This is a genomic window from Gimesia benthica, from assembly GCF_009720525.1.
Classification (GTDB): domain Bacteria; phylum Planctomycetota; class Planctomycetia; order Planctomycetales; family Planctomycetaceae; genus Gimesia; species Gimesia benthica.
In genome coordinates, this window is record NZ_CP043930.1 from 7,352,727 (window position 1) to 7,374,676 (window position 21,950).

At 51.2% G+C, this 21,950-nt stretch carries 15 protein-coding genes; 9 read left to right on the plus strand and 6 right to left on the minus strand.

Features of this window, described 5'->3' with window-relative positions; all coding sequences use genetic code 11:
• The first annotated feature begins 28 nt into the window (after nucleotides 1-28).
• The gene (locus F1728_RS28790) at nucleotides 29-1,300 is read left to right on the plus strand and encodes a hypothetical protein (protein ID WP_155366885.1); all 1,272 of its coding nucleotides are present in this window, start codon (nucleotides 29-31) and stop codon (nucleotides 1,298-1,300) included.
• Nucleotides 1,301-1,663: 363 nt separating this feature from the next.
• Nucleotides 1,664-4,924, plus strand: a complete 3,261-nt coding sequence (locus F1728_RS28795; RefSeq protein WP_155366886.1) for a PAS domain-containing hybrid sensor histidine kinase/response regulator — start codon at nucleotides 1,664-1,666, stop codon at nucleotides 4,922-4,924.
• Nucleotides 4,925-4,933: 9 nt separating this feature from the next.
• Here the strand turns inward: F1728_RS28795 and F1728_RS28800 are convergent, their stop codons facing one another.
• The 3 genes from F1728_RS28800 to F1728_RS28810 all read right to left on the minus strand — a co-directional run bounded on the left by F1728_RS28800 (nucleotide 4,934) and on the right by F1728_RS28810 (nucleotide 9,748).
• Nucleotides 4,934-6,253 (minus strand): FMN-binding protein, encoded by a 1,320-nt coding sequence (locus F1728_RS28800; protein WP_155366887.1) that lies wholly within the window; start codon nucleotides 6,251-6,253, stop codon nucleotides 4,934-4,936.
• A gap of 107 nt (nucleotides 6,254-6,360) precedes the next feature.
• Nucleotides 6,361-8,658, minus strand: coding sequence for an FAD-dependent oxidoreductase (locus F1728_RS28805; RefSeq protein ID WP_155366888.1), 2,298 nt, complete (start codon nucleotides 8,656-8,658; stop codon nucleotides 6,361-6,363).
• Between the two features lie 160 nt (nucleotides 8,659-8,818).
• The gene (locus F1728_RS28810) at nucleotides 8,819-9,748 is read right to left on the minus strand and encodes a hypothetical protein (protein ID WP_155366889.1); all 930 of its coding nucleotides are present in this window, start codon (nucleotides 9,746-9,748) and stop codon (nucleotides 8,819-8,821) included.
• A gap of 223 nt (nucleotides 9,749-9,971) precedes the next feature.
• Between F1728_RS28810 and F1728_RS28815 the strand changes: the two genes are divergently transcribed.
• Together F1728_RS28815 and F1728_RS28820 are read left to right on the plus strand one after the other, a co-directional pair.
• Complete coding sequence (locus F1728_RS28815; protein ID WP_155366890.1) at nucleotides 9,972-10,589, plus strand: ECF-type sigma factor; 618 nt, start codon at nucleotides 9,972-9,974, stop codon at nucleotides 10,587-10,589.
• Nucleotides 10,586-13,126 carry a bifunctional serine/threonine-protein kinase/formylglycine-generating enzyme family protein gene (locus F1728_RS28820; protein ID WP_155366891.1) on the plus strand — a complete coding sequence of 847 codons (2,541 nt, stop codon included), beginning with the start codon at nucleotides 10,586-10,588 and terminating at the stop codon, nucleotides 13,124-13,126. Before F1728_RS28815 ends, F1728_RS28820 begins: the two co-directional genes overlap by 4 nt.
• Nucleotides 13,127-13,135: 9 nt before the next feature.
• Here F1728_RS28820 and F1728_RS28825 read toward each other — a convergent pair whose 3' ends face one another.
• Genes F1728_RS28825 through F1728_RS28835 form a run of 3 tightly spaced genes read right to left on the minus strand, consistent with a single transcriptional unit; the run spans nucleotide 13,136 to nucleotide 16,705 of the window.
• Nucleotides 13,136-14,503 (minus strand): carbon-nitrogen hydrolase family protein, encoded by a 1,368-nt coding sequence (locus F1728_RS28825; RefSeq protein WP_155366892.1) that lies wholly within the window; start codon nucleotides 14,501-14,503, stop codon nucleotides 13,136-13,138.
• A 17-nt stretch (nucleotides 14,504-14,520) separates the two neighbouring features.
• Complete coding sequence (locus tag F1728_RS28830; RefSeq protein WP_155366893.1) at nucleotides 14,521-16,224, minus strand: glycerol-3-phosphate dehydrogenase/oxidase; 1,704 nt, start codon at nucleotides 16,222-16,224, stop codon at nucleotides 14,521-14,523.
• A gap of 22 nt (nucleotides 16,225-16,246) precedes the next feature.
• Nucleotides 16,247-16,705 carry a GNAT family N-acetyltransferase gene (locus F1728_RS28835; protein ID WP_155366894.1) on the minus strand — a complete coding sequence of 153 codons (459 nt, stop codon included), beginning with the start codon at nucleotides 16,703-16,705 and terminating at the stop codon, nucleotides 16,247-16,249.
• Between the two features lie 185 nt (nucleotides 16,706-16,890).
• On the opposite strand from F1728_RS28835, the gene F1728_RS28840 reads away from it, so the two are divergent.
• From F1728_RS28840 to F1728_RS28860, 5 genes are all read left to right on the plus strand, one after another.
• Entirely contained in the window at nucleotides 16,891-18,048 is a 1,158-nt protein-coding gene (locus tag F1728_RS28840; RefSeq protein WP_155366895.1) for a XylR family transcriptional regulator, read from the plus strand.
• 164 nt (nucleotides 18,049-18,212) lie between these two features.
• On the plus strand, nucleotides 18,213-18,776 hold the full coding sequence (locus F1728_RS28845; RefSeq protein ID WP_145041660.1) for a DJ-1/PfpI family protein: 564 nt from the start codon (nucleotides 18,213-18,215) through the stop codon (nucleotides 18,774-18,776).
• A gap of 44 nt (nucleotides 18,777-18,820) precedes the next feature.
• Nucleotides 18,821-20,149, plus strand: coding sequence for a Gfo/Idh/MocA family protein (locus F1728_RS28850; RefSeq protein WP_155366896.1), 1,329 nt, complete (start codon nucleotides 18,821-18,823; stop codon nucleotides 20,147-20,149).
• Nucleotides 20,150-20,213: 64 nt separating this feature from the next.
• On the plus strand, nucleotides 20,214-20,972 hold the full coding sequence (locus F1728_RS28855; RefSeq protein ID WP_155366897.1) for a phytanoyl-CoA dioxygenase family protein: 759 nt from the start codon (nucleotides 20,214-20,216) through the stop codon (nucleotides 20,970-20,972).
• 36 nt (nucleotides 20,973-21,008) lie between these two features.
• Nucleotides 21,009-21,950 (plus strand): sugar phosphate isomerase/epimerase family protein, encoded by a 942-nt coding sequence (locus F1728_RS28860; RefSeq protein WP_155366898.1) that lies wholly within the window; start codon nucleotides 21,009-21,011, stop codon nucleotides 21,948-21,950.

A 21,950-nucleotide genomic window follows, 5' to 3' on the forward strand; every position in this document is an offset into this window, starting at 1 on the left:
AGTTTAATCACCTATTTTGAGATCTATCATGAAGTCACGCAAGTTGTCCTCTAAAACTCTGATTGCTGTTCAGGTTGTGGTTGTAATCGCCTTTGGTGCTGCTTACTCCCTGGGATCACGCGAGTCACGTCAGTCATTCGATGAGGTGTTTCTGCAGGAAACCTTCTATCCGGAAGTGAAAATTGAACGCGAACTGCCACTTCGGGTAAAACCCTTCTACAACGATCCGACAGTGGTGACAGACGAGGAACTGGCGGCGGTATTGAAGCAGGTACGCCCTAAATTTCCACGCAAGCATATGAAACCCAACCATGTGGAACATGCCCTGCGCACCTGGAGTATTCAATCGACTTTTGAAGATCCAAGTATCGTCTCTGGAGTCGAAATGCGGGACTTCCTGATCGATCACGCCCGTTTCCTCGCGTCCTGGGGAGACGAAGCTGATCCCCTGCTCGTAGATCAACCTGCGGGGATTTCGATTCGCTGGGGAACAGAGATCGGCGGTTCGGTACATCACGATCACTGGCTGGCATCCTTGACCGAAGCGGGCATTCATCGTGACGAGCACGTGTTTGCACCAGCACAGCGTGATATGACCGTGAACGATGTCATTCAGCAGTCATTACGTGATTTTCATCTGGATGAACCCGAAGTAGAGTGGTCAGCGATGGCTTTTGGTCTCTGGATTCCGCCGGTAAAACAGTGGAAAACGAGCGAAGGCCGCACGATTTCGTTTGACCAGATTGTCCAGCGACTGATTCGCGGCGATAAGCGATTTGGTGTCTGCGTCGGTACACATCGCGTGTACTCTGTGATGTTACTGATTCGCCTGGATGACGAGTATGATATTCTTTCGGACTCGGCTCGCGCGGAAGGTTATGCTTACCTGGAAAAAGTGCGTGATCTGATCAGCGTCTGCCAGTTTGAGGATGGACACTGGCCCGCAAACTGGATGGAAGGTAAAACGGCTCTCACGCATCCCGAAGAGATTCCTGAGTATAAAAACGTGATTGCCACCGGACATCATTTGGAGTGGCTGGCGATCGCCCCCAAAGAGCTGCATCCACCTCATGAACAGATTGTGAAAGCGGCCAAGTGGATCATTCGGAATACCACATCACATTCAGAAGAGGAAATTCTGCAGAAATACACCTTCTACAGCCATGTGGGCAACGCCCTGGCGCTCTGGCGAAATACGCATGCCGCCCCATTCTGGAAAGAGTGGCAGAAAACGCATCCCTATGTCCCAGAGCAAAAAGCCGACAACGCACCGCTTGTCGCTCCCAAACCGACCTTATAGTGCAGAGCAGCCAGGGATGGTGCTATAGTCCTTCCTTTCAAACAGTGTGAAGTCGGTTTCACACTGCATTCGCCTGCTATTTCTGAATCTCTGCCAGACAGGCGTCTTAGCCATCTGGATTCGCCATACGCTCTACTATAAATCGAGATGTCTCTATAACTCTGGTCTCTCTGACAGCTACAAATCAGAACCTTTGAGCACCAGGTGTTTTTTATGATTCAAATCGATCGCGAATCGAATTTTGGGATATCGGACCGAATCCCGATTTTGTAGCATACGCATACCTATGTTATATAGAGCAAACGAGTTGTATAATGCAGGCTGACTGTTTGAGCATCAGTAGGATACCCGGGAGTAGTATGGATGAAGTTCAAGTTCGGTTCCGGCAAAGTGAAACTAAATCAATTCCGTATCGATTCGACTCAGAATACGCTTGAACCGCGAAAAGATGCATACTCTGCCGAGAGTGAAACGACCTGTATTAAATCAATACTCGAAAGTATTCCTTCGGGCGCCGTCTTACTGCAGACTGGCAGTCTGTATTTCAATGAACGTGCCAATGCCTTGTTAGGGAGCTCCGAAGATCACCCGGAAGTCTTCGAGGAAAACGTTACACGGTTACTGACACTGAAACCGAATCCATTACCAGAATCTGCCGTACACCCTGCTCAGGTAGAGTTCTGGTCCAGTTGTCATGACGGCAATCAGTGTTTGTGTGAAGTAACTTTACCTGCTCAAGAAAAATCCAGTCTCTGGTTGATCGATGAAATTACCTCCAGACGTCAGAACGAGCGGTTACACCACCTGCTGACCAGCGCAACCAGTGATGTTACTGGCGACGAGTTTTTCAAACGTTTCGTGAAGACTCTTGCAGAAGCTTTGAATCTGAAATGTGTACTGCTGGTCAAACATCAGTCATTTCATTTTGAACCGGGAAACCAGCGAATAGGCAAGTGTCAGACAGTGGGGGCCTGTTTCGACGGAGAACTGGTTCCCGATTTTGAGTACGAGGTCAAAGGGACTCCCTGTGCTGATGCGATCGGCACGGAACCTTACAGTGTCTGTCAGAATGTAGCACGACATTATCCGGAAGATCTGTTCCTGCAGGAACATGAGATTGAATCCTATTTCAGCCTGCCTATGGTCGACAAACATGGTGCAGTGCAGGGGCATCTCGTGATGTTGGGGGACCGGCCTATCTATGAAGACCTCTGTGAAATCCCGGCCATTAAAAGTTACACCTATCGGGCGGCAGCAGAACTGAGTCGTGAGTATGCAGAGCGCAAACTGAAAGAGAGTGAGCTGCGAATCACCATGGCGGCCCGTGGTTCGGAAATCGGCCTCTGGGACTATGATGTGATCACTAAACAGGCCCGGTTTGATGATAAATGGTATACCATGCTGGGCTACACACCAGGGGAATTTGCTGCCAGCTATGCCGCCTGGCAATCCCTGGTGCATCCGGAAGATCTCAAGCCAACGCTTGAGTTACTGGAAGATTATTTGGATGGAAAGAGCACTTCCTACGAAGCAGAAATCCGCATGCAGACGAAAGCGGGGGAGTGGAAATGGATCCTGACCCGTGGAAAAGTAGCAGCGTACAGCCCTCAACAGAAGCCGGTACAGGTCATTGGAACTCATATTGATATCGATGACTTGAAACGTTCCCAGCAGATTCGTTTGCAGAATGAAGCACGTCTGCGGATCATCATGGAGCAGATCCCTGCGATTCTGTGGACCACTGACAAGGAGAATCAATATACCTCAATTGTCGGCGCAGGATTGACTCAGTTAGGGCTGCAGCCGGATGAAGCAGTTGGAAAACCGATTTATGAATTTCATGAATCAGAAGAAGTGTCCCATTACATGACGGCCATGCATGAGCGAACTCTGAAAGGAGAGTCCGTTCGTTTTGAACAAAAGTTGCAGAACACGATTCTGGATATTCATATCGAGCCATTGCGAAACTCTCATGAGGACATCATTGGCTGTATCGGGCTGGCGATTGATGTTACCGTCCGCAAGAAGACGATCGAGCAGTTAAATCGACAGCGGATTCTGCTGCAGACCATTTTTCACTCAGTGACCGATGTAATGATTGTCACTGACCGCAGTCATAATATCGTCATGTGCAATGAATCAATTCAGCTGCATTTTCGGTGCAAAGAGGCGGATCTGCTGGGAAGACCGATCAGGGAACTCGTCAAGTCAGAGGCCGACTACCAGGCTCAGTTCAACCGGGTTTCTTATCCCAATTCACACGTGCTGAAACCTTTTATTCTGGAATACCTGAGGACCGATGACACTTCATTCCAGGGGGAGACAATCATCACTCCCCTGCGCCGCTCAGATAATCAAATCACCGGATATATTCAGGTGATTCGTGATATCACTGATCGGATTCAGATGGAAGAAGAGAAAGACCAGTTGCATGCCCAGATGCTGCATGCACAAAAACTGGAAAGCCTGGGAGTTCTTGCTGGAGGGGTGGCACATGATTTCAATAATCTGCTGCTGGCGATTCTCGGGAATACCAATCTCGCGCTCATGGAACTGCAGGAGACTTCTCCCATCAGCCAGAATGTGAAGAACATTGAAATTGCAGCCCGACATGCAACCAAAATCTGCGAACGGCTGCTGGCTTATTCTGGCCGTCGTACATTTCTAACGACAACATTTAACCTGAATCAGATCATTCGGGAAACGGTAGAGATTCTGAAAACAATCATTTCTCCCAATGCTCATATCGATCTGAACCTGTCAAAAGAGTCTCTGCTGATTCACGGTGATACCGGTCAGATAGAACAAGTCGTTTTAAACCTGCTGACCAATGCTTCCGAAGCCATTCAGAATCAGAAAGATGACGGGAAAATCAACGTTCGGACGGGATTACTCGAGCTGGGGCAGGATGACTTTGCTGACTACTATTTCTGCGAGAATGTCACCCCCGGACGATTCGTCTTCTTCGAAATCGAGGATAATGGAAGCGGAATGGATGCGGACTGTCAGTCGAAAATGTTCGATCCCTTTTTCACTACCAAATTCACCGGCAGAGGGCTCGGTCTGGCGGGGGTATCCGGAATCATTCGTGGTCACCATGGGGGACTGTTTGTTCAATCTGCAGTCGAGAGTGGTTCCTGTTTCAGAGTGATTCTTCCTGTTTCGACTGAAGCGGAAGAGGAAGTTAACTCGGATAGCACGATCGACCCTGTAGTGCCTGCCGATGTGGGTTATGTCCTGGTGATTGACGATGATAAAGCGGTCTGTAATGTGGTGACAAACGTGCTCAAACGCTTTGGATTTTCCGTACTGCTTGCCAACTCAGGCGCACAGGGGCTTGAGGTTTATGGACGCAATCGTGACTCCATCAGCGTGGTCCTGCTGGATATGACCATGCCCGGAATGAGTGGCGTCGAAACTCTCAGGCAGCTCCAGGAACTCCAGATCAATATTCCCGTCATCCTGACGAGTGGTCTCAGTGAAAACGACATCTCTGACCAGATGGAAGGCTCCGAGATAGTGCATTTCCTCAAGAAGCCGTACAAGCCTCAAAAGCTGGTCAATATCGTGAGTAAAGCGCTCCTGCGACACCAGATTAAAGATGATGCCACCGGAAAGTATTAGTGACTGAGTCTATTGCAGTAACAGTTGCTGGATCTGTTCGGCATACTGGTTGAGGGTCAGCGCCAGCATCAAAAAGAGGCCTGCTACGAAATCACTCTTTCCGAAATGATCGGCGCGGCCATGTGAGCGAACAAATTCAAAAATTGTCCCCGTGGGACATCCATAATGGCAGTAGGCCTGTGGAACAAAGATCGACGCCACCAGTCCAGATATAGCGATGAGAATCGATGCGATGCCTGCGGACGTCAGCAGATAGGCGTCGAAGGCCTCCAGTTCTGCCAGATCAACGGGAAGTTTGAGGAAGATAATGACCAGGATCAGGCCAAGCAGCAAGCCAGGGATCCAGCGCAGGGCCCGTTTTACATCAGGTCTGATTTTTAATTTCTTTTGATGAGGAATAATTTTACCCAGGAATTCCTGGGCTGTACCATGCGGGCATAAAGTCTGGCAGTAAATATTCCGCCGGGAACTCCAGGGGACCAGAATTGCAGCTCCGGCCAGTAAGACCAGACCGGAAAGCTGTCGCCAGGGTACCGAATATTTGGCCCAGCCGGCGAATAGAGATTCCGCCAGCAGATCTCCTGTGACGAACCCCAGATAGATGAACGCAGCGACTTTGAACAGTTTTCGCAGCCAGTGAAATCGCTTCAGTCGTGTGAACGTCAGCAGGCAGGCCCCAATAATGAATGAGATCAAAAATGCATCTTTCGCTGCAAAACGAAAGGGAGTGACAGACTGCTCCTGCTGCTTTGAGTATCGGATGCGATTTCGGATGGCGTATGCCAGTCCCATACTGGTCATCGTCGCTCCGGACACCCCTTCAATTTCACCTCGTTCCAGATCGAGCCCCGCGATCTGGTCCCAGGCATATTCTTTCCAGCGGTCCATGAAGTACTGGTTTGCGCGAACATCATTGACATGCGAGGTCGTATCGCCACTCGAGCGAATCGTCAGCCCTGCTACTTTTCCCGTTTTCTGTTCAAAGACGACCAGGGTATCGGAGGGACCACAATAACCTATGATCTCATCGGAAACGGGGGATGTGCGGATGACGTAGCCGATGGTTTGGTTGTTTTCATCAAGGACAAAGAGCCCCATACGGTCTGAATGATCGACACTCAGTGAATCTGCCTCGGGCAGGATAGCTTTCACTTCATGCAGTTCTACGGGAGCCTTACCTTGAACACGAATCCGGATGTAGTAATCGCGAATCAGCCAGACAATCAGAATCAGGACCGTAAGACGATAGAGTTTCAATGAGAAAGATCTGAGACGACTGGCTGGCCGGGGGCGTGGCGCAGGCTGAGAGACTAGCGGTAACTCGGTCATCCTTCTCTCTTAGAATCCCACCAGTCAGACACTGGTGGGATTCACTTCTCTGTTGATGTTGCGTAAAGCGGCTTCTGTGTGCCCAGATTGTGCAAAGTCAGAGTGAATCAGTCTACTGGAAGGACCTGAATCGCATCAGCGTGCACATTACCATCGACACCCGTATTCGACATGATGACTTCGACAGGTTGCCCCTGTTTAAACTCGAAGGTACCCAGTGAGATAAAACCATGAGGCAGGGGAGGCTTGATCCGCTGGTTAATCTTTACGGTCTTGGTTTCATCGGCTGAGCGAACTGTCACAGGCGTGTTCGTCGCCCGGTTTTCATGGTGGCCATAAGCGAGGCGGACTTCGTATTTTCCGGTTTTAGCGACCTCAAATTTGAAGTGGATTTCCGCTTTTTTACCCTTCCCATGATAAACATAGTGGTTGCCGATATAACCCTTGAGTCCTTCACCCTTGGTCCACTTGCCTACGAACTGAACGTTTTCGTTTTCATCGTCGATGACCATCCCGGGGAGGGTTGCCGGATCAATGTAGGGATCAATTACTGGCGGTAATTCCTGAGAGTTTTCAGGTGTGTAAAACTTACCATCGACTGTGTCACGCCGTTCGATACCCTTGCGGGCCATCAGTTTTTCCAGGTCTTTGTAATAGTCGGTGTAAACAGCACGCGGCTGACAGTCTTTCTCAACACAGACTGCAGCTGCTTTCCCGACGACTTCTCCCATCATTCCACCGGTCTTCATCACACGTACTGTACCCAGCGCTTCATGCGTTACGCTGATGCAGCGTCCCGCCATGAACAGGTTAGGCACATTCCGTGAGTAGAAGCAGCGGTAAGGAATCGGATAGCCACGCTTACGATCGACGCTACGATCAAAGACGGCCTGTGAAATGAAAGGATCTTCTGGATACTTCTGCATATACTGCTTCTTGGGGTAATGCAGATCGATAGACCAGGTGCTGGGAACGCATCCATCGGGAAAATCAACTTTCGCGACGATATCTTTCCGACGCAGAATGACATCCCCTCGAAGCATACGGGATTCACGTGGACCGCCTATATAGGCCATCCAGGTCATCACGGCGTTCTCATGCTTGTCCTTGCCCCCTTTATTCTTCATCGCGTTCCAGGCACCATAGACTGCACGGAAATTCCAGTCCCGCATTGATTCCAGATCCTGAATGGGGTCTTTGTCAAAACCACTTTCCCAGAACCACTCGCCATGAAAGCGTTTCGGGTAGGGGAAATCGTCCATGTTCAGATTGAGTGCCCATTCCAGTTCAGGAAAAGATTGGGGCTGTTCTGCTTCTTTCCAGGTCCACATGTTACTCATTCCCATGTGGCCTTTTTCGTGCGTATAATAATCAGCGCCCGCGAGATAACCGATTTCCGCATGACCGGTGCAGTCAGCAAACAGTTTGCCGCGGAACTCAGTCCGTTTACTGGTTTTGGTATTGAAAGCAGTAACGCTCTGGATGGCGTCTCCCTCTTTTTTGACTGCGAAAGCATGCGTGTTCAGGAAGAGGTCAATATTTTTCTCAGCCCGCACGATGGCTTCTTTTTTCTTGTCTCCATACTCTTCATAGGTCCCTGGAGAGGCGGCGGCGGAATCAGCGAATTCGGCGATGATTTCACCAATATGTGGATATTTACCACGACGCACCAGGCCCTGTGCCCAGACGCGTACTTCAGAGCTTCCATTACCTCCCAGAACCGGACGATTCTGAATCAAGGCGACTTTACATCCCATACGCGCGGCTGAAATGGCAGCGCCCATCCCAGAGTATCCCCCACCGACGACAACCAGATCGTAAGGCTCAGTCACTTCAGGTTCCGCAGGCAGTCCCAGCATGCTTTTACGCCACTGATCCATGGGAGAAAGATCATTGGGGGGCTGGTAATTCAGATCTCTTGTAAACAGAATTGCATCGCAGCGTCCCTCAAAACCGGTCAGATCATGTAAGGTGAGTTTGACTTCCGGTTTCGTAATCTCAACGGTCCCGCCATCGTGCCAGAACCATTTGGCGCCTTTCGTACCGAATGTTTCTTTGAGTGGCTGTCCATCAATTTTCAACTGGAATCGGCCGGGAGATCCAGGCGCTTTCCAGGGAGCGACCCAGTCTTTGGTTCTGACCAGAACCCGATAGGTTCCCGTTTCCGGTAATTTCACCGTGGTCTCGGCATCAGCAACGGGCTGCCCTAACCCATGAGCGAGCAGATAAGGGGACCCCATGATGTGAATGAATTGCGTATCGAGTTTCCAGCCACCTTGCTGATTAAAACTTTCGGCTTCTACCAGCACGCCGTTGGTGGGTTTCGTTTCGGCACGACTGATGGCGGGAAGCAATGTGATTGCTAAACCGGTGAGGATCAGAAGTGATTGAGGTAATAAGCGCATACTGCCTGACTCCTGTCGTAAATTCACTGAGGGCTTGCTCAGAGCTATGTGAACGGACAAACTCCGTAAATTGATAGACCAAAGCAGATTATAAGCCCCAGACGGAATCAATTGCAAACCGACAGTGCGACGAATTCAGTCACCAGAGTGTTACATAACCTTATTTACTAAGGGCGTGATCTCCCAGGAACTGCAGGAGTTCTGCATCAGAAACAGCGCGGGGGTCGCTGAGTATTTTTCCGCTGAGTTCTGCAGGAATTTGAGGGCGTCGAAACTGGACATAGTCAAAACCCGCGACCAGATCGGGGCGCCCGTTCTTAATGACCTGTGTATTTTGCTGTAATGGCTGTAAGCGGGAAGCGGTACTGTAATCGGTGTAGACAGTCAGTCCCACCTGTAGTTCTGCGGGCATGTCAGTTCGACGATACCGCTGATGGATATTCCAGTTTCCATCAGGAGTCTTTTTCAGCAGTATGAAATCATCGCCGATCCGGGCAATCTGAATCTGAGCCATCGGTGTGCCTGCGTTCGTAACAGCGAGTTTCGAGCGACTGTTGACGGTCGTCTTGACTTCAAACTGAAAGCTTCCTGGACGATTAGCAGCACCTAAAGAAAGAAAGATGTAGTTTTCCCCACCCGGTTTCCAGGTTTGGGGAGTGACCTGTCGCGGGGTCCGAATCATGAGTCCTGCCAGTGAATAATTGCTGCGCGGTGCACCATCTCCCCCCCGCCGGGCGACGCGAATTTGGGATGTGACGACAAAGTCTCCCTTAATCTGTTTGTAGACCAGGATTCCCCGGTAATCCATATACCAGGTGCTGCTGTAAGGCATCATGACCATCCAGCCCTTACGGGTTTGCGAAATATCAAACCGTTCCAGTTGATCGGCTTTTGTCTGTTCGGTTTCAAAGATGCGCTTCCAGTCTTTGAGTGTGGAAGGATCATCAAAGTCATCGCTGAGCGGCTGTAGATCATTTTTAGTGTTGTTTCGGGACTGGGCCTGAGTGTTGGTAATGAAATATGTTGCCATCAGGAGGATGATGAGCATCCAGTAAAGCAGTCGGGTAATTCCAGTTTGCGATTTTCGCATGTTCATTCTCTCTGTCGAAGGGGACACGATATTCCGACTCAGAAAACATCTCTTTGTCGTTCAAGTCTCTGCAGGAGATTCGACAGCAAATATGAAGTTGCGACAAAATTTGTGAAAATACTTCTGTTTCACGGAAAAGCGGTCTAAGCTGTTGCACCGTCTCAGCATACGATATAATTCAGTGTTCCAAGACAGAGTTTCATTTTCAGGAAAACAGTCGCGAATGTCTTTAATCGAAGAGACAGTCACACAGTGGATTGATCAGTTAAAAACGGGCGATGCGCGCGCTGCGCAACGACTGTGGGAATCCTATTTTCTGGAAATGGTGGAAGTGGCCCGCAGAAAGCTGCAGGGGGCACCACGCGCCGTGGCTGATGAAGAAGATGTCGCGCTCAGCGCTTTTAAAAGTTTTTGTCTGGGAGCGCAGAATGGCCGCTTTTCACAGGTTACCGATCGAGAAAACCTGTGGCCGCTCCTGGTGGCAATTACCTCACATAAGTCCGTTGACCTGATACGTCATGAGAATCGGAAAAAACGGGGAGGCAGTGGTTCCAGCGGCACTGAATCAGAACGCAACAAACAAAGTTCTCCCGTTGATTTTGAGCAGATTATTCAGAGTCAACCTTCCCCTGAATTCACTGTCCAACTGGCCGAGGAGCTGGAACGCCTGCTCGATTTATTGGACAAAACCGGCGATTCGACCTTAAGACAGGTTGCGTTAGCCAAAATGGAAGGGGAAACTACAACTGAAATTGCCGAACAGCTGGGTTGTGCCCGTCGTACGATTGAACGGAAGCTTCAGCTGATTACCCGTCTTTGGCAAGAGGATTGCAATTTGTGAAGTCGCGAAATGGAACAGATTTCGAACAGCTCCCTTCAGATCTGATGCTCAAAATCAATCAGTTGTGTGACCAGTTCGAAACAGAGCTCAGGCAGGGAGATCTACCATCAATTACAGATTGGCTGGATCATGTTGCCGTCGAATATCGCGAAGTAATTCTAAAAGAACTGATACCACTGGAAATCGAGCACCGGATTCAGACTGGTGACATTCCGCAGGTCAGCGACTATCTGCAGCCGTTTCCCCTGCTGGACCAGGACTGGTTATCGGAAACGATTGGAACGGCCAGAGCTGAACTGAAACCTTCAAAAGCGAACGATCTGTCAGCAGGCTTTCAGGGGAATTCCATAGAGTCCTACAGGGAGCGGATTATTCAGTCCGGGGTCCTGGCTGCCTCTGAACTGACTGAAATTCTCGAAACGGTTGAATTACCTTCGTCTGCAGATGAAATGGCAGAGTTGCTGACTCAGTCCGGTCGTCTTACGACTTATCAGAGCCAGGTGCTGCTTGAACCGGAATGCCGTCCGTTGTTGATTGGCGAATATCTGATTCTGGAACCGATCGGTTCAGGGGGCATGGGGACGGTTTATAAAGCCATTCATCGGCGGATGAAACGGATTGTGGCGCTCAAAGTCATTCGTGCGGACTTGGATCAGAATCCGGAACGGCTGAAGCGATTCGAGCGAGAAGTGCAGACCGCCGCTCGCCTCTCTCATCCCCATATTGTAACCGCTTACGATGCAGGGGAATCACAGGGAATCCATTATCTGATCTGCGAATACATTGATGGTGAGAGCCTCACACAACTGGTGCGGGAATCAGGACCGCTTGATTTTGCAGACGCGTTACATTGTCTGCAGCAGATCGCGGAAGGCTTGAATTATGCCCATTCCCAGGGAGTGATTCATCGGGATATAAAGCCAGCGAATATTTTAGTCGATGATCAGGGAGACCTGAAAATCCTGGATATGGGGCTGGCCCGCCTGCAGGAATCATCAGAGGACATTCTCACCAACGGAGAGCAGACCGAACTCACCTCCAGTCAGATTTTCATGGGGACCATTGATTACATGGCCCCCGAACAGGCACGGAATACCAGGTTAGCCGATCATCGCTCTGATATTTACAGCCTTGGTTGCACATTTTATTTCCTGCTGACTGGGAAACCCGTTTACACCGGGGAGACGACAGTCGAGCGGATACTCGCGCACAAGGAACAGCCGATTCCTCGCTTGTCGAGCGTTTGCAGCCAGGTGCCAACGGACTTTGATGAGATCTTTTCAAAGATGCTGGCCAAGGAACCTGACGAGCGTTATTCGAGCGTGAGCGATTTATTGCAGGATCTGCAAAATTTCAATCTCAGCTTCGATGCAGAGCAGACAGCAATGCTCCCCGCTTCTAAGACTGCTGATTTCCAGACAGAGGCAACGACTGCAGCAGACGCCTGGGCCAGTCAGACGACCAGGGAGCAGCCCGCGGTATCCGATTATACGGTGATGGCTGGAACTACTGTGCAACACCAGGCACCTCCTGCAGGCAGACGGCGAGGATTGATCTGGGGGGGCGCTGCGGTCGCAGCAGCAATACTGCTTGTGTTGCTGTTCCGGAATCCGCAACGCCAGTTGACAGGAGACTCGACTACTGGCTCTCTAGGTACGACTCCAGGTCAGTCTGGTCAACTTGATGCTGGAACGATACAGGCAGAGTATGCAAAGCAGTATCAACTGCCTGCGAAGACCAGTGAGAAAATCTCTGACGATCCTGAGCCGGTGATGCTCAAGCTGACTTTAATTCCTCCCGGCGAGTTCGTCATGGGGACGGAAGAGACAGATCCCGTTGCCTATGATGCGCCAGCACATCCCGTGAAACTGACACGCCCTTTTTATATCGGGACGACTGAAGTGTCTAATCAGTTGTTTCAGAGTTTCGTTGATGAAACCGGCTATCGTACCGATGCAGAACGAGCTGGCGGATACGGAATGACTGGTGGCAGCTGGAATCGGTCGGGAAATTATTACTGGAATAATCTCGGCGAGCTAGCTGTGCAGAAAACTGCGCCAGCCGTCAATATCAGCTGGAATGATGCTGTCGCGTTTTGTGAATGGCTCTCTCGAAAGACGGGGGCTATTTATCGGCTTCCCACTGAGGCGGAATGGGAGTATGCCTGCCGGGCGGGAACACAAACCCCCTGGTTTTTTGGGGATAGCCCCGAGGATATGGCACAGTATGCGTGGTTTCAGGGGAATGCTGAAGGCAAAGTATATCCTGCAAAACAGAAGCAGCCCAACGCATTCGGACTCTATGACATCTATGGTAATGAGTGGGAGTGGTGCCAGGACTTCTATGCCGCCGAATATTACCGCAACTCTCCCTCCGAAAACCCAACCGGTCCCGCAGAAGGCAGCGAACGGGTACGTCGTGGGGGCGGCTTTCAACAGCCCGCTGGCCAGATGACTTCCTATATTCGCGGTCATGGACCACCAGAGACACCTTCGCGCGGTGCATTCAGAGTGATCCGGGAAATCCCCGTTGACTAAAGGTTTTAACTAGCGTGTTTCCGTCGGTTCAACAAAACCTTCCACGGGACGCTCACGATAGATTCGCTCGCGGAAGTTCCCCAGGAAACGCCAGAGCTTCGGCTGGGACAGATTCACCTCTGCCATCACCAGTGTGCCCCAGTCTTTGCCGATCGAGAGCATCTTGCCTTCCTTGTCGATGATCGTTGTTTTCATCCAGTCTCGGTCAGGATCGGTATAGGTGCTGGTGACGAGAAAGACCTGATTTTCAATGGCACGTGCCTTGGCGAGTGTCGGATTGCCGCCCCAGATCGGCATGGCAATGACTTCAGCGCCATTATTGGCCAGGTTCCGGGCCACTTCAGGGAAATGAACATCCCAGCAGATCATCATTCCCAGTTTCCCGAAGCGGGTGTCAAATACTGGATATTCTTTCCCTGGCGAGATACCGTGCTCAATTTCTTCACGGGGAAGACAGACTTTCCGATATTTACCCACCAGCTTCCCATCAGGGCCGATCAAAGCCGCTGTGTTATAAACGAGGTCTCCCGATTGCTCCAGCAGGCCAGCCACAATATACAGATTAAATTCCTTTGCGAGTTTGCCGAAATATTCGGTTGAAGGGCCGGGGACCGGTTCAGCCACATCTGCGTAATCCAGGCCTGTGCCGCACATGGTGAGACATTCCGGAAGACAGATCAGGTCAGCCTGTTTCTTACCTGCTTCTGCGATCAGTGGAGCGAACTGTTGGCAGTTCTCCATCGCTGACTTTCCATTGCGAGGACGCAAATGGGCGGATGCCAGTCGGATGATTCGCTGCGCGGGAGCAGCTTCAGGATTCAATTCCGGCAGACTCCACAGAACGCGTCCCTGACCGGCCCAGCGGAGATGCAGTTCTACTTTGGCTTGCGTCGCCTCTGTCGGGACCGGATACACGTCAGTTACTTCGGTCCAGCCTGCTTTGTTTGTATTTCCATCTGCGGGGAAAACGGGTCTCACTCTGTCATCGGCACCCTGGACGCGCGAAGGAATCAGATTCCCTTTTTCATCGAGCCATGTGATTTTGACGACTGCATTGCGGCGCGGAACAGCCAGTCCTTCGGTTTTTCTCCAGACATGAAAGCGATAGCCCTGTCCTCCCTTGACCGGGAATGTTTTTACCCACGCTCCATGCGATTCTGTCTGGTCGGGAGCAGCAGAGATTGCCAGCGCCCCTTTGCCATCGAAGGAATCCTGGGGGAGATAGCTGAACTCCGGCTTGACCGGTTCGCGCATCGCCATCTGTTGCCAGCCCTCAGGGACGGGCTCACCTGCTGAAATTGAAGTGCTCTGCAGCAATAGAGTGAGCAGAATTCCCAACAGTAAGGAGATAGACGGAGACTTAAGGGAATAATTCATGAGAAGACCTTTCGGTTTTACGTTGTAATAACCGCTTTACCGTAAAAATGATCAAGGTGCGTTTTGTAAGATTGTATCAGACCAGGAGCCTGCTCAGGTAACACTTTACCGGCTGCAACCAGGCATTCTGCGAGATCCTGTAACGTCTCTTCCTTGAGTGTTTCGGAGAAGACCAGCATTAAACGCCGTTCGACAAGGTCGCCTAAAGATTCTGCCCATTCATGCTCAATGGTCCAGATAACATACTGGCGAGGCAGTGAAGTCCCACGGATCAGTTCCGGAGAAAACTCGGGCAGAGAATCGAGTATTTCCTCCAGGTAGGTTCCCTGCAACGTCCAGAGAGCCTGAATGCTGTCTCTGGGCAGCGAGTATTTTTCCGCAAGACGATCCAGCTCCGCGTTGAAAATGGATTCTGTCTGCGGGTAGCCTTCTGCTCCAGGAACCAGGCGGGTTTTGGATTGTGAGATATAACCTTTCCCCAGTTTTCGCAGGATCCGATCGGAAACTTTTTCGGCAAAGGCCCGCCAGGAGGTCAGTTTGCCCCCGACCAGTGTGACAATCCAGCCAAAGGGACCTTCGTAATCTTTCAGTGAATGATCCCGAGAGATCGAGGCGGCTTTCCCCTGTGGCTGATAAGGCAGAGGGCGCACACCACTGTAATGCAGATTGATATCATCGAGGGTCAGTTCGACCTGGGGAAAAACCATGTTGACCATCTCTACCAGGTATTTTAGTTCCTCCGGACTCGCGGTGACATCCAGCGGATTACCCTCCACGCGAACATCGGTCGTGCCGATCAAGGTGGAGTCGCCAAAGGGGAGAATGAAAACCAGTCGACCATCGCTGGCTTCGGAATAGACGGCTTGTGTGCCTAGCGCCTCACGCAACCCAGGGTGAAACGAAACAATATGGCTGCCCTTGGTTCCCCCCATCAGACGGGGGGACGGTACATCCATCTGTTCCAGCGTCAGATCACCACAGGCACCCGAAGCGTTGACGATAACCGTCGGAACCAATTCACGCTCAGGTTGCCCGTTCGCATGCTGATTTCGTATTACCGCGGTTCGCTCTTTCAGTCTGACCTGGTGGTAGGTCAGCAGTTCGAATTCGATGCCTTTCTCACGGGCAATACGCTGACAATCATGCAGCAGCGCGACGACGAAGCGTTCGGGAAATCGCATTTGTGCATCAGAATAGCAGGCCATCCAGCGGAATTTGGACGCATTGATTTGAGGAAGTCCCGTTTCCCCGACATTATGAACTGAATGGCGAGGGAGATTTCCCTTTGATGCGAACCAGTCGTAGAGGGTCAGTCCGATGTTGACCAGGTACAGTCCGCGTTCTGAGGAGAAATTTAAATGCGAGGTCAGCCAGGGGACACCCGGCACACGGAAGCCACTCAGAAATCGTAGCCCGGAAGAGGGAATTCCCGATGCTCGATGAGACAGGGGAATTGCAAAACGCAGGGGCTGAACCAGGTGCGGAGCCAGATTCAAAAGGATGCCCCGCTCGTGAACCGATTCACTTACGAGTGAAAAATCACCGTATTCCAGATACCTGAGACCACCATGAATCAAGCGGGATGATTTCGACGTCGCCCCCTGTGAGAGATCTCCCTGATCGACGATCGTCACCGGCATATCGTTGAGCAGCAGTTCCCTGGCGATCGCAACGCCATTGATGCCGGCTCCGAGGATGAGTGCCTGCTCTGATTGATTCATTGAGGTTGTTCCTGCCTGAAGTTTAAGTGGTCGGTTGGAATTCCATGATCAGACGATGCTCATGAGGGCGATAGTAGCCCTCCACCTGGGTCCGGACATTGAATCCGAAGCTTTCGTAGAGTTTGATTGCGGGGGTGTTTTCCGGATTCACGGTCAGCAGAACGACGTCTTGTGCGTCTTGCAGTGCCTGCTGCATCAGGGCCGAGCCGATTCCCTTGCCGCGATAATCAGGGTGGACCATGATTTTGTGAAGAAAAATTTCACTGGTATTCGTGGGGAACATCAAGAGCGCTCCTGTCACGAGTTCTCTTTGATCGGGCTGCGACTCCAGAGCAATTAGAACCGTTGCATACTCACACCAGAGCCGCCAGGCATGCTCACCATCGGGAATATAGGTGTCCGGCTCTTCGGGCCAGGCGATACGATCCAGGGCTGCTACATCCAGAAAATGACCCGGTTGAGCCAGTTTAATCTTATACAATCCAAAAGCCTTTCATTGTCGCTTTTCATCAGTGAATCCGCGGCTGAGATACTGAAGCCTATTGTACGATCTCATATGAACTGTTTCGATCTTGATTGAATAGATTTCAGCGTTCCGGTAAAAGAATAAGTGGCTTTTGAATCCGTCTTGAAATATTCCGCTGACAACATCTGCTTGCTGATCACATGACTTCCTCATCCATTCCCCACGTGGCACTGCTGATTGAGACCTCCCGCTCCCATGGGCGCGGGCTGTTGAACGGCATTCGACAGTTTATCGCTGAGAATGAAGAGTGGTCTGTGTTTCTGATGCCCCGTTCTCTGGATTCTCAGATTCCGGACTGGATCTCCCGCTGGAAGGGGGATGGAATTCTCAGTCGAACGACCAGCCAGGAAATGGCCGACGCGATCACCGCATCCGGGATTCCCACCGTTGAATTAAGGTCGACGAAACTCAAGCATGCCTTTCCGTTTCTGGGGATCGATAACCGGGCCATGGGACGACTGGTCGCCGAGCATTTTCTCGAACGTGGGATTCGTCACTTCGGTGTCTATGAAATCGGTATCGAAGTCTATTTTGAAGAACGCAGGGACAATTACATTCAAACGATCCAGCAGGCGGGTTACGAAGTGAGTGTGTTTTCCGCGGCAGAAGATTCGGAGGCCCCTCGCGAATGGGAGAAGCACCAGGAACAGATGGCGGACTGGGTACGTGGTCTCCCCAAACCGGTGGGGATCATGGCATGTACCGATCAGCTCGGTTTCTGGTTGCTGGATGCCTGTGATCGGGCGGGAATCTCGGTCCCCGATGAGGTGGCCGTGGTGGGCGTCGAAAATGACGAGATCCTCTGCATGATGGCCCGGCCGCCACTTTCGAGCGTGGCCTTCAACTCAGCCCGGATCGGTTACGAGGCGGCAGCGTTGTTGAGTAGATTGATGCAGGGGGAACCAGCCCCGGCAGAACCGTTCATGATTGATCCCCTGGGAATTGTAACACGGCAGTCTTCTGATGTCGTCGCCGTGGATGATCCGGAATTGGCAATGGCGCTGCGGTTCATTCGCGAAAATGCCTGTCGTGGAATTCAGGTGGGGGATATTCTCAAACAGGTTCCGCTGTCTCGAACCGCGTTGGAACGACAAATGAAAGCAGCTATCGGACGTTCTCCCAAAGCAGAGATTCTCCGCAATCAACTGGAACGGGCCAAAGAGCTGCTCGTATCGACCGAATTGTCTCTGGCACAGATCTCCGAGCGCGTCGGATTTCGTCACGCGCAGCATTTCAGCACGATTTTCAAAGAGAAACTGGGCGAAACGCCGGGATCCTATCGTGCTAAAATGCACTGAGATAACGCTTTAATGACGGGATTCTGGAGCATTTCCAGGTCACAATAGTGAATTGATACGCAAAACCTGATAATGTTTATGGAAATCCGTAATGACGGGGAGAGGATCCCTCGTAAAATTAATTCCGTTCGAAGTTCATATTTTACGTAGAAGGAAAGACTTGAATGAACAAGGTGCTGATCATCGTTGGTGATGCCACAGAAACTGTCGATACGCTGTATCCCTACTATCGCCTGATTGAGGGAGGCTATGAACCTGTCGTCGCAGCTCCCGAAAAACGGCGGTACCAGATGGTATTGCATGAAGTCAAACCGGGCTGGACCATCACCAAAGAGTGGGAAGGGTATTCGATCGAAGCAGACATCGCTTTCAAAGATATCAAAGAAGAAGAATACCTGGGTATCTTTTTCAGTGGGGGGCGTGCGCCAGAGTACATTCGCGACGATGAGGATCTGATCCGCATCACCCAGCATTTCTTCGAAACCGGAAAGCCGATCGCTTCCGTCTGCCACGGAGTGGAAATTCCAGCGCGGGCCGGGTGCGTCAAAGGACGTCGGATGGCCACTGTGCCTAAGTGCCAGTTTGATCTGGAAGTCTGTGGCGGCATTTTTGTCAATGAGCCCTGTGTGATTGACGGGAATCTCGTCAGCGGCCGCACCTACCATGACCACGGACACTATATGGGACCCTGGATGAAAATGCTGGATGAAGCCCAGAGCCAGTTCTGATTTGAATTCAATAACCAATCTTGCCAGCGCAACAGGAGAGTGTAATGACCTCACGGAAACTGACACGTCGATCATTTCTGAAAACTTCTGCAGCCGGTCTGCCGCTTGCCTGCCTGGCACCGGGTGTCTTCGTCAATACGGCACGCTCTGCTCAAAAGTCTCGAAATCCGAACGAGCGGCTGAAGATTGGTTCCATTGGTATGCGTTACCAGGGATCGGTTATCGCAGATAAGGCTCAGGAATATGGCGATATCGTGGCGATAGCCGACGTGGATCGTGATATCGCCCAGAAGGCCCGTAAGCAGTTTGGCGGTAAAGCGACACTGTTTGAAGATTATCGCGAGATGCTTGAAAAGGCCGACATTGATGTCGTGACCATCGGCGCACCCGATCACTGGCATACTAAAATGCTGATCGATGCCTGCCGGGCCGGAAAAGACGTCTATTGTGAAAAGCCACTCACACTGACCGTGGATGAAGGTAAGATCCTGAACCGGGTTGTCAAAGATACCAACGCGGTCGTACAGGTCGGAACCTGGCAGCGAAGCGATCATCGTTTCCGTCAGGCTGTCGAAATGGTACATGATGGACGCATCGGCAACCTGAAGAAGGTGACTGTCACGCTCAGTAAAAACAAAACGGGTGGTCCCTTCAAGTCTGAGCCTGTCCCTTCAGTCTTAAACTGGGATTTGTGGCAGGGGCAGACTCCTGATGTGCCTTACATTAAGGAACGTTGTCACTATACGTTCCGCTGGTGGTATGAGTATTCGGGGGGCCAGATGACCGACTGGGGCGCGCATCACATTGATATCGCCCAGTGGGGAGCTGGAATGCAGGATACCGGTCCTGTCGATATCGAAGGGACCGCCACATTTCCGAACGTCGAAAACGGCTACAATGTTGCCCTCGACTACCATTTGAAGGCCCGCTATGCCAACGGGGTAATTCTGGAAGTCAATGACACCGGTCGAACCGGCGTCATGTTTGAAGGTGACGAGGGACGAATGTTTGTAAACCGGGGGACGATTGCCGGTAAACCCGTCGAGGATCTGAAGCAGAATCCACTGCCCCGTGAAAAGTTTAATGTCTATGCTCACGACAATCTCTCCCGACCTCCCCGGATGGGCAAACTGGATGCGATTGTCAATCACATGGGCAATTTCTTCGACTGCATCGAATCTCGCGAAACACCGATCTCGAGTGTGCAGAATCAGCACCGTTCGGTTTCAGTCTGTCATATCGGCAATATCTCTCAACGCCTGGGACGTAAGCTGACTTGGGATCCCGAACAGGAACTGTTTGTGGGAGATGACGAAGCCAATACGTGGCTCAAACGGGAGCAGAGAAAAGGCTACGAAATCACTGATTCCTGAACCGTTGTCAGTTGAGCTTCCAATGAGTTTCGCCTTTCCCGTTTTTCTACAACCAGGAGCAATCATGTCGGTTTCCACAGGGATCATCACGGAAGAGCATAAACGTCAGTTTAAGGAAGAGGGATATTTTATTCTGGAGAAGGTCATCCCCGAAGAGGATCTACAGATCATTCGGGATTCCTGTGCTCATCTGATCGATTTGATGCATCAGGAAATGGATCGGCTGGGAACAGACCATATTCATATCAGCCATCGAGGCAAACGTTACCACATCGCGAAAAAATACGATCAGGCGCCTCGTCTGACTGAGTATGTATTTGGCGATCTGATGGCGGAAATCTGCAAGGCCACCATCGGAGACACAGCGTATCTGTTTTACGATCAGTACGTTGTCAAAGCGGCGGAGAAGGGGATCAAGTTTTCCTGGCACCAGGATTCTGGATACCTGGGGTTCAATCATCGTCCCTATGTGACGGTCTGGGCGGCCGTAGATGATATGACCGTGGAAAACGGGACCGTTGATGTCTTGCCCTTTTCGACGGTTGGTATCCGTTCCTTAGTGGAGCACATTCGGGATCCTGAGACCGGCGACAAAACCGGCTACTTCGGTAAGGAACCGGGAGTCACAGCTGTCGTTCCCGCGGGGAGTCTGGCGGTGTTCAGTTCTCTCACCTTCCATCGCAGTGGCGCAAATACAACAGATAAAATGCGTCGGGCGTATGTTACCCAATATTCTCCGGAGCCTATTTATGATCCGGAAACCGGTCAGCCCAAGCATCTGGCGGTACCGTTCCTAAAAGGTGGAGACCGCGTGGTATCCTGATCAATTGGTGAAATAGAACTTTAGAAAGACAGACCAATGCACGAACAGATCACTCGTCGCAATTTTAATAAACAACTGCTGGGAACTGCCTGTGCAGCGACTTTGGCTGGCAACACTCTGGCTGCGGGGACCAAAACATCACAAAAGCCGTTTCAACTGAACTACATCGTTGCCTCCTGCATGTATGGGACACTCCCCCTGGAAACGATTCTGCAGGAAACTCCTAAAACGGGAGCGCAATATCTGGAGATCTGGGCGAAACGGCACGGGAACCAGCGCGAGCAGATTGACGAGTTGGGCGTCGAAAAGACAAAGCAGCTGTTTGATCAATACAACGTCAAACTGGGTAGTTTTACCTGTTTCAAGTACGGCTTGTTCAACATGCAGGGCGAGATGGACCTGGTGAAGCAGTTGGGCGGTGATATGGTGATCTGTAACAGCGGAGGTCCCAAAGGTCTGAAAGGGGCCGAACTGAAAGCTGCGATTAAAAAGTTTGCCGAAAAGCTGAAACCGCATGTCGATGCTGCTGCTGAGAAGGGCGTCATTGTTGGCCTGGAGAATCATGGAGGTGGATTAATCAATGATCCGGATACACAGCTCTGGCTGATGGAAATGCTGCCAGCGAAAAACTTCGGTATCGCGCTGGCTCCCTATCATCTGGAACAGGATCCGGAGATGATGGCCCGGCTGATTCAAGATCTGGATGAACGGCTCGTGCACTTCCAGGCCTGGCAACACGGCATGGGCTGTATTAAGAAACTGCCTAAGGAACAGGAACTCCTGCAACTGCCTGGCCGTGGTGACCTGAATTTTGTTCCTGTCCTCGCAGCACTTAAACAGATCAACTATCAGGGACGAACCGAAATCTTCATGCATCCCGTACCCCGCGGAATTCCGATTCTGCCTACCGCGGAACAGGTGACGGCTGAGATCAACCGCTCTCGCGCCTATCTGGAGAACTGTCTGAAACAGGCATGA

What these genes read in the sequence shown, in the direction of transcription:
- F1728_RS28840 (WP_155366895.1), top strand. Translation starts at nt 16,891, where the DNA reads ATGACTTCCTCATCCATTCCCCACGTGGCACTGCTGATTGAGACCTCC.
- F1728_RS28850 (WP_155366896.1), top strand. Translation starts at nt 18,821, where the DNA reads ATGACCTCACGGAAACTGACACGTCGATCATTTCTGAAAACTTCTGCA.
- F1728_RS28805 (WP_155366888.1), bottom strand. Translation starts at nt 8,658, where the DNA reads ATGCGCTTATTACCTCAATCACTTCTGATCCTCACCGGTTTAGCAATC.
- F1728_RS28815 (WP_155366890.1), top strand. Translation starts at nt 9,972, where the DNA reads ATGTCTTTAATCGAAGAGACAGTCACACAGTGGATTGATCAGTTAAAA.
- F1728_RS28790 (WP_155366885.1), top strand. Translation starts at nt 29, where the DNA reads ATGAAGTCACGCAAGTTGTCCTCTAAAACTCTGATTGCTGTTCAGGTT.
- F1728_RS28830 (WP_155366893.1), bottom strand. Translation starts at nt 16,224, where the DNA reads ATGAATCAATCAGAGCAGGCACTCATCCTCGGAGCCGGCATCAATGGC.
- F1728_RS28860 (WP_155366898.1), top strand. Translation starts at nt 21,009, where the DNA reads ATGCACGAACAGATCACTCGTCGCAATTTTAATAAACAACTGCTGGGA.
- F1728_RS28795 (WP_155366886.1), top strand. Translation starts at nt 1,664, where the DNA reads ATGAAGTTCAAGTTCGGTTCCGGCAAAGTGAAACTAAATCAATTCCGT.
- F1728_RS28810 (WP_155366889.1), bottom strand. Translation starts at nt 9,748, where the DNA reads ATGCGAAAATCGCAAACTGGAATTACCCGACTGCTTTACTGGATGCTC.
- F1728_RS28855 (WP_155366897.1), top strand. Translation starts at nt 20,214, where the DNA reads ATGTCGGTTTCCACAGGGATCATCACGGAAGAGCATAAACGTCAGTTT.
- F1728_RS28845 (WP_145041660.1), top strand. Translation starts at nt 18,213, where the DNA reads ATGAACAAGGTGCTGATCATCGTTGGTGATGCCACAGAAACTGTCGAT.
- F1728_RS28825 (WP_155366892.1), bottom strand. Translation starts at nt 14,503, where the DNA reads ATGAATTATTCCCTTAAGTCTCCGTCTATCTCCTTACTGTTGGGAATT.
- F1728_RS28800 (WP_155366887.1), bottom strand. Translation starts at nt 6,253, where the DNA reads ATGACCGAGTTACCGCTAGTCTCTCAGCCTGCGCCACGCCCCCGGCCA.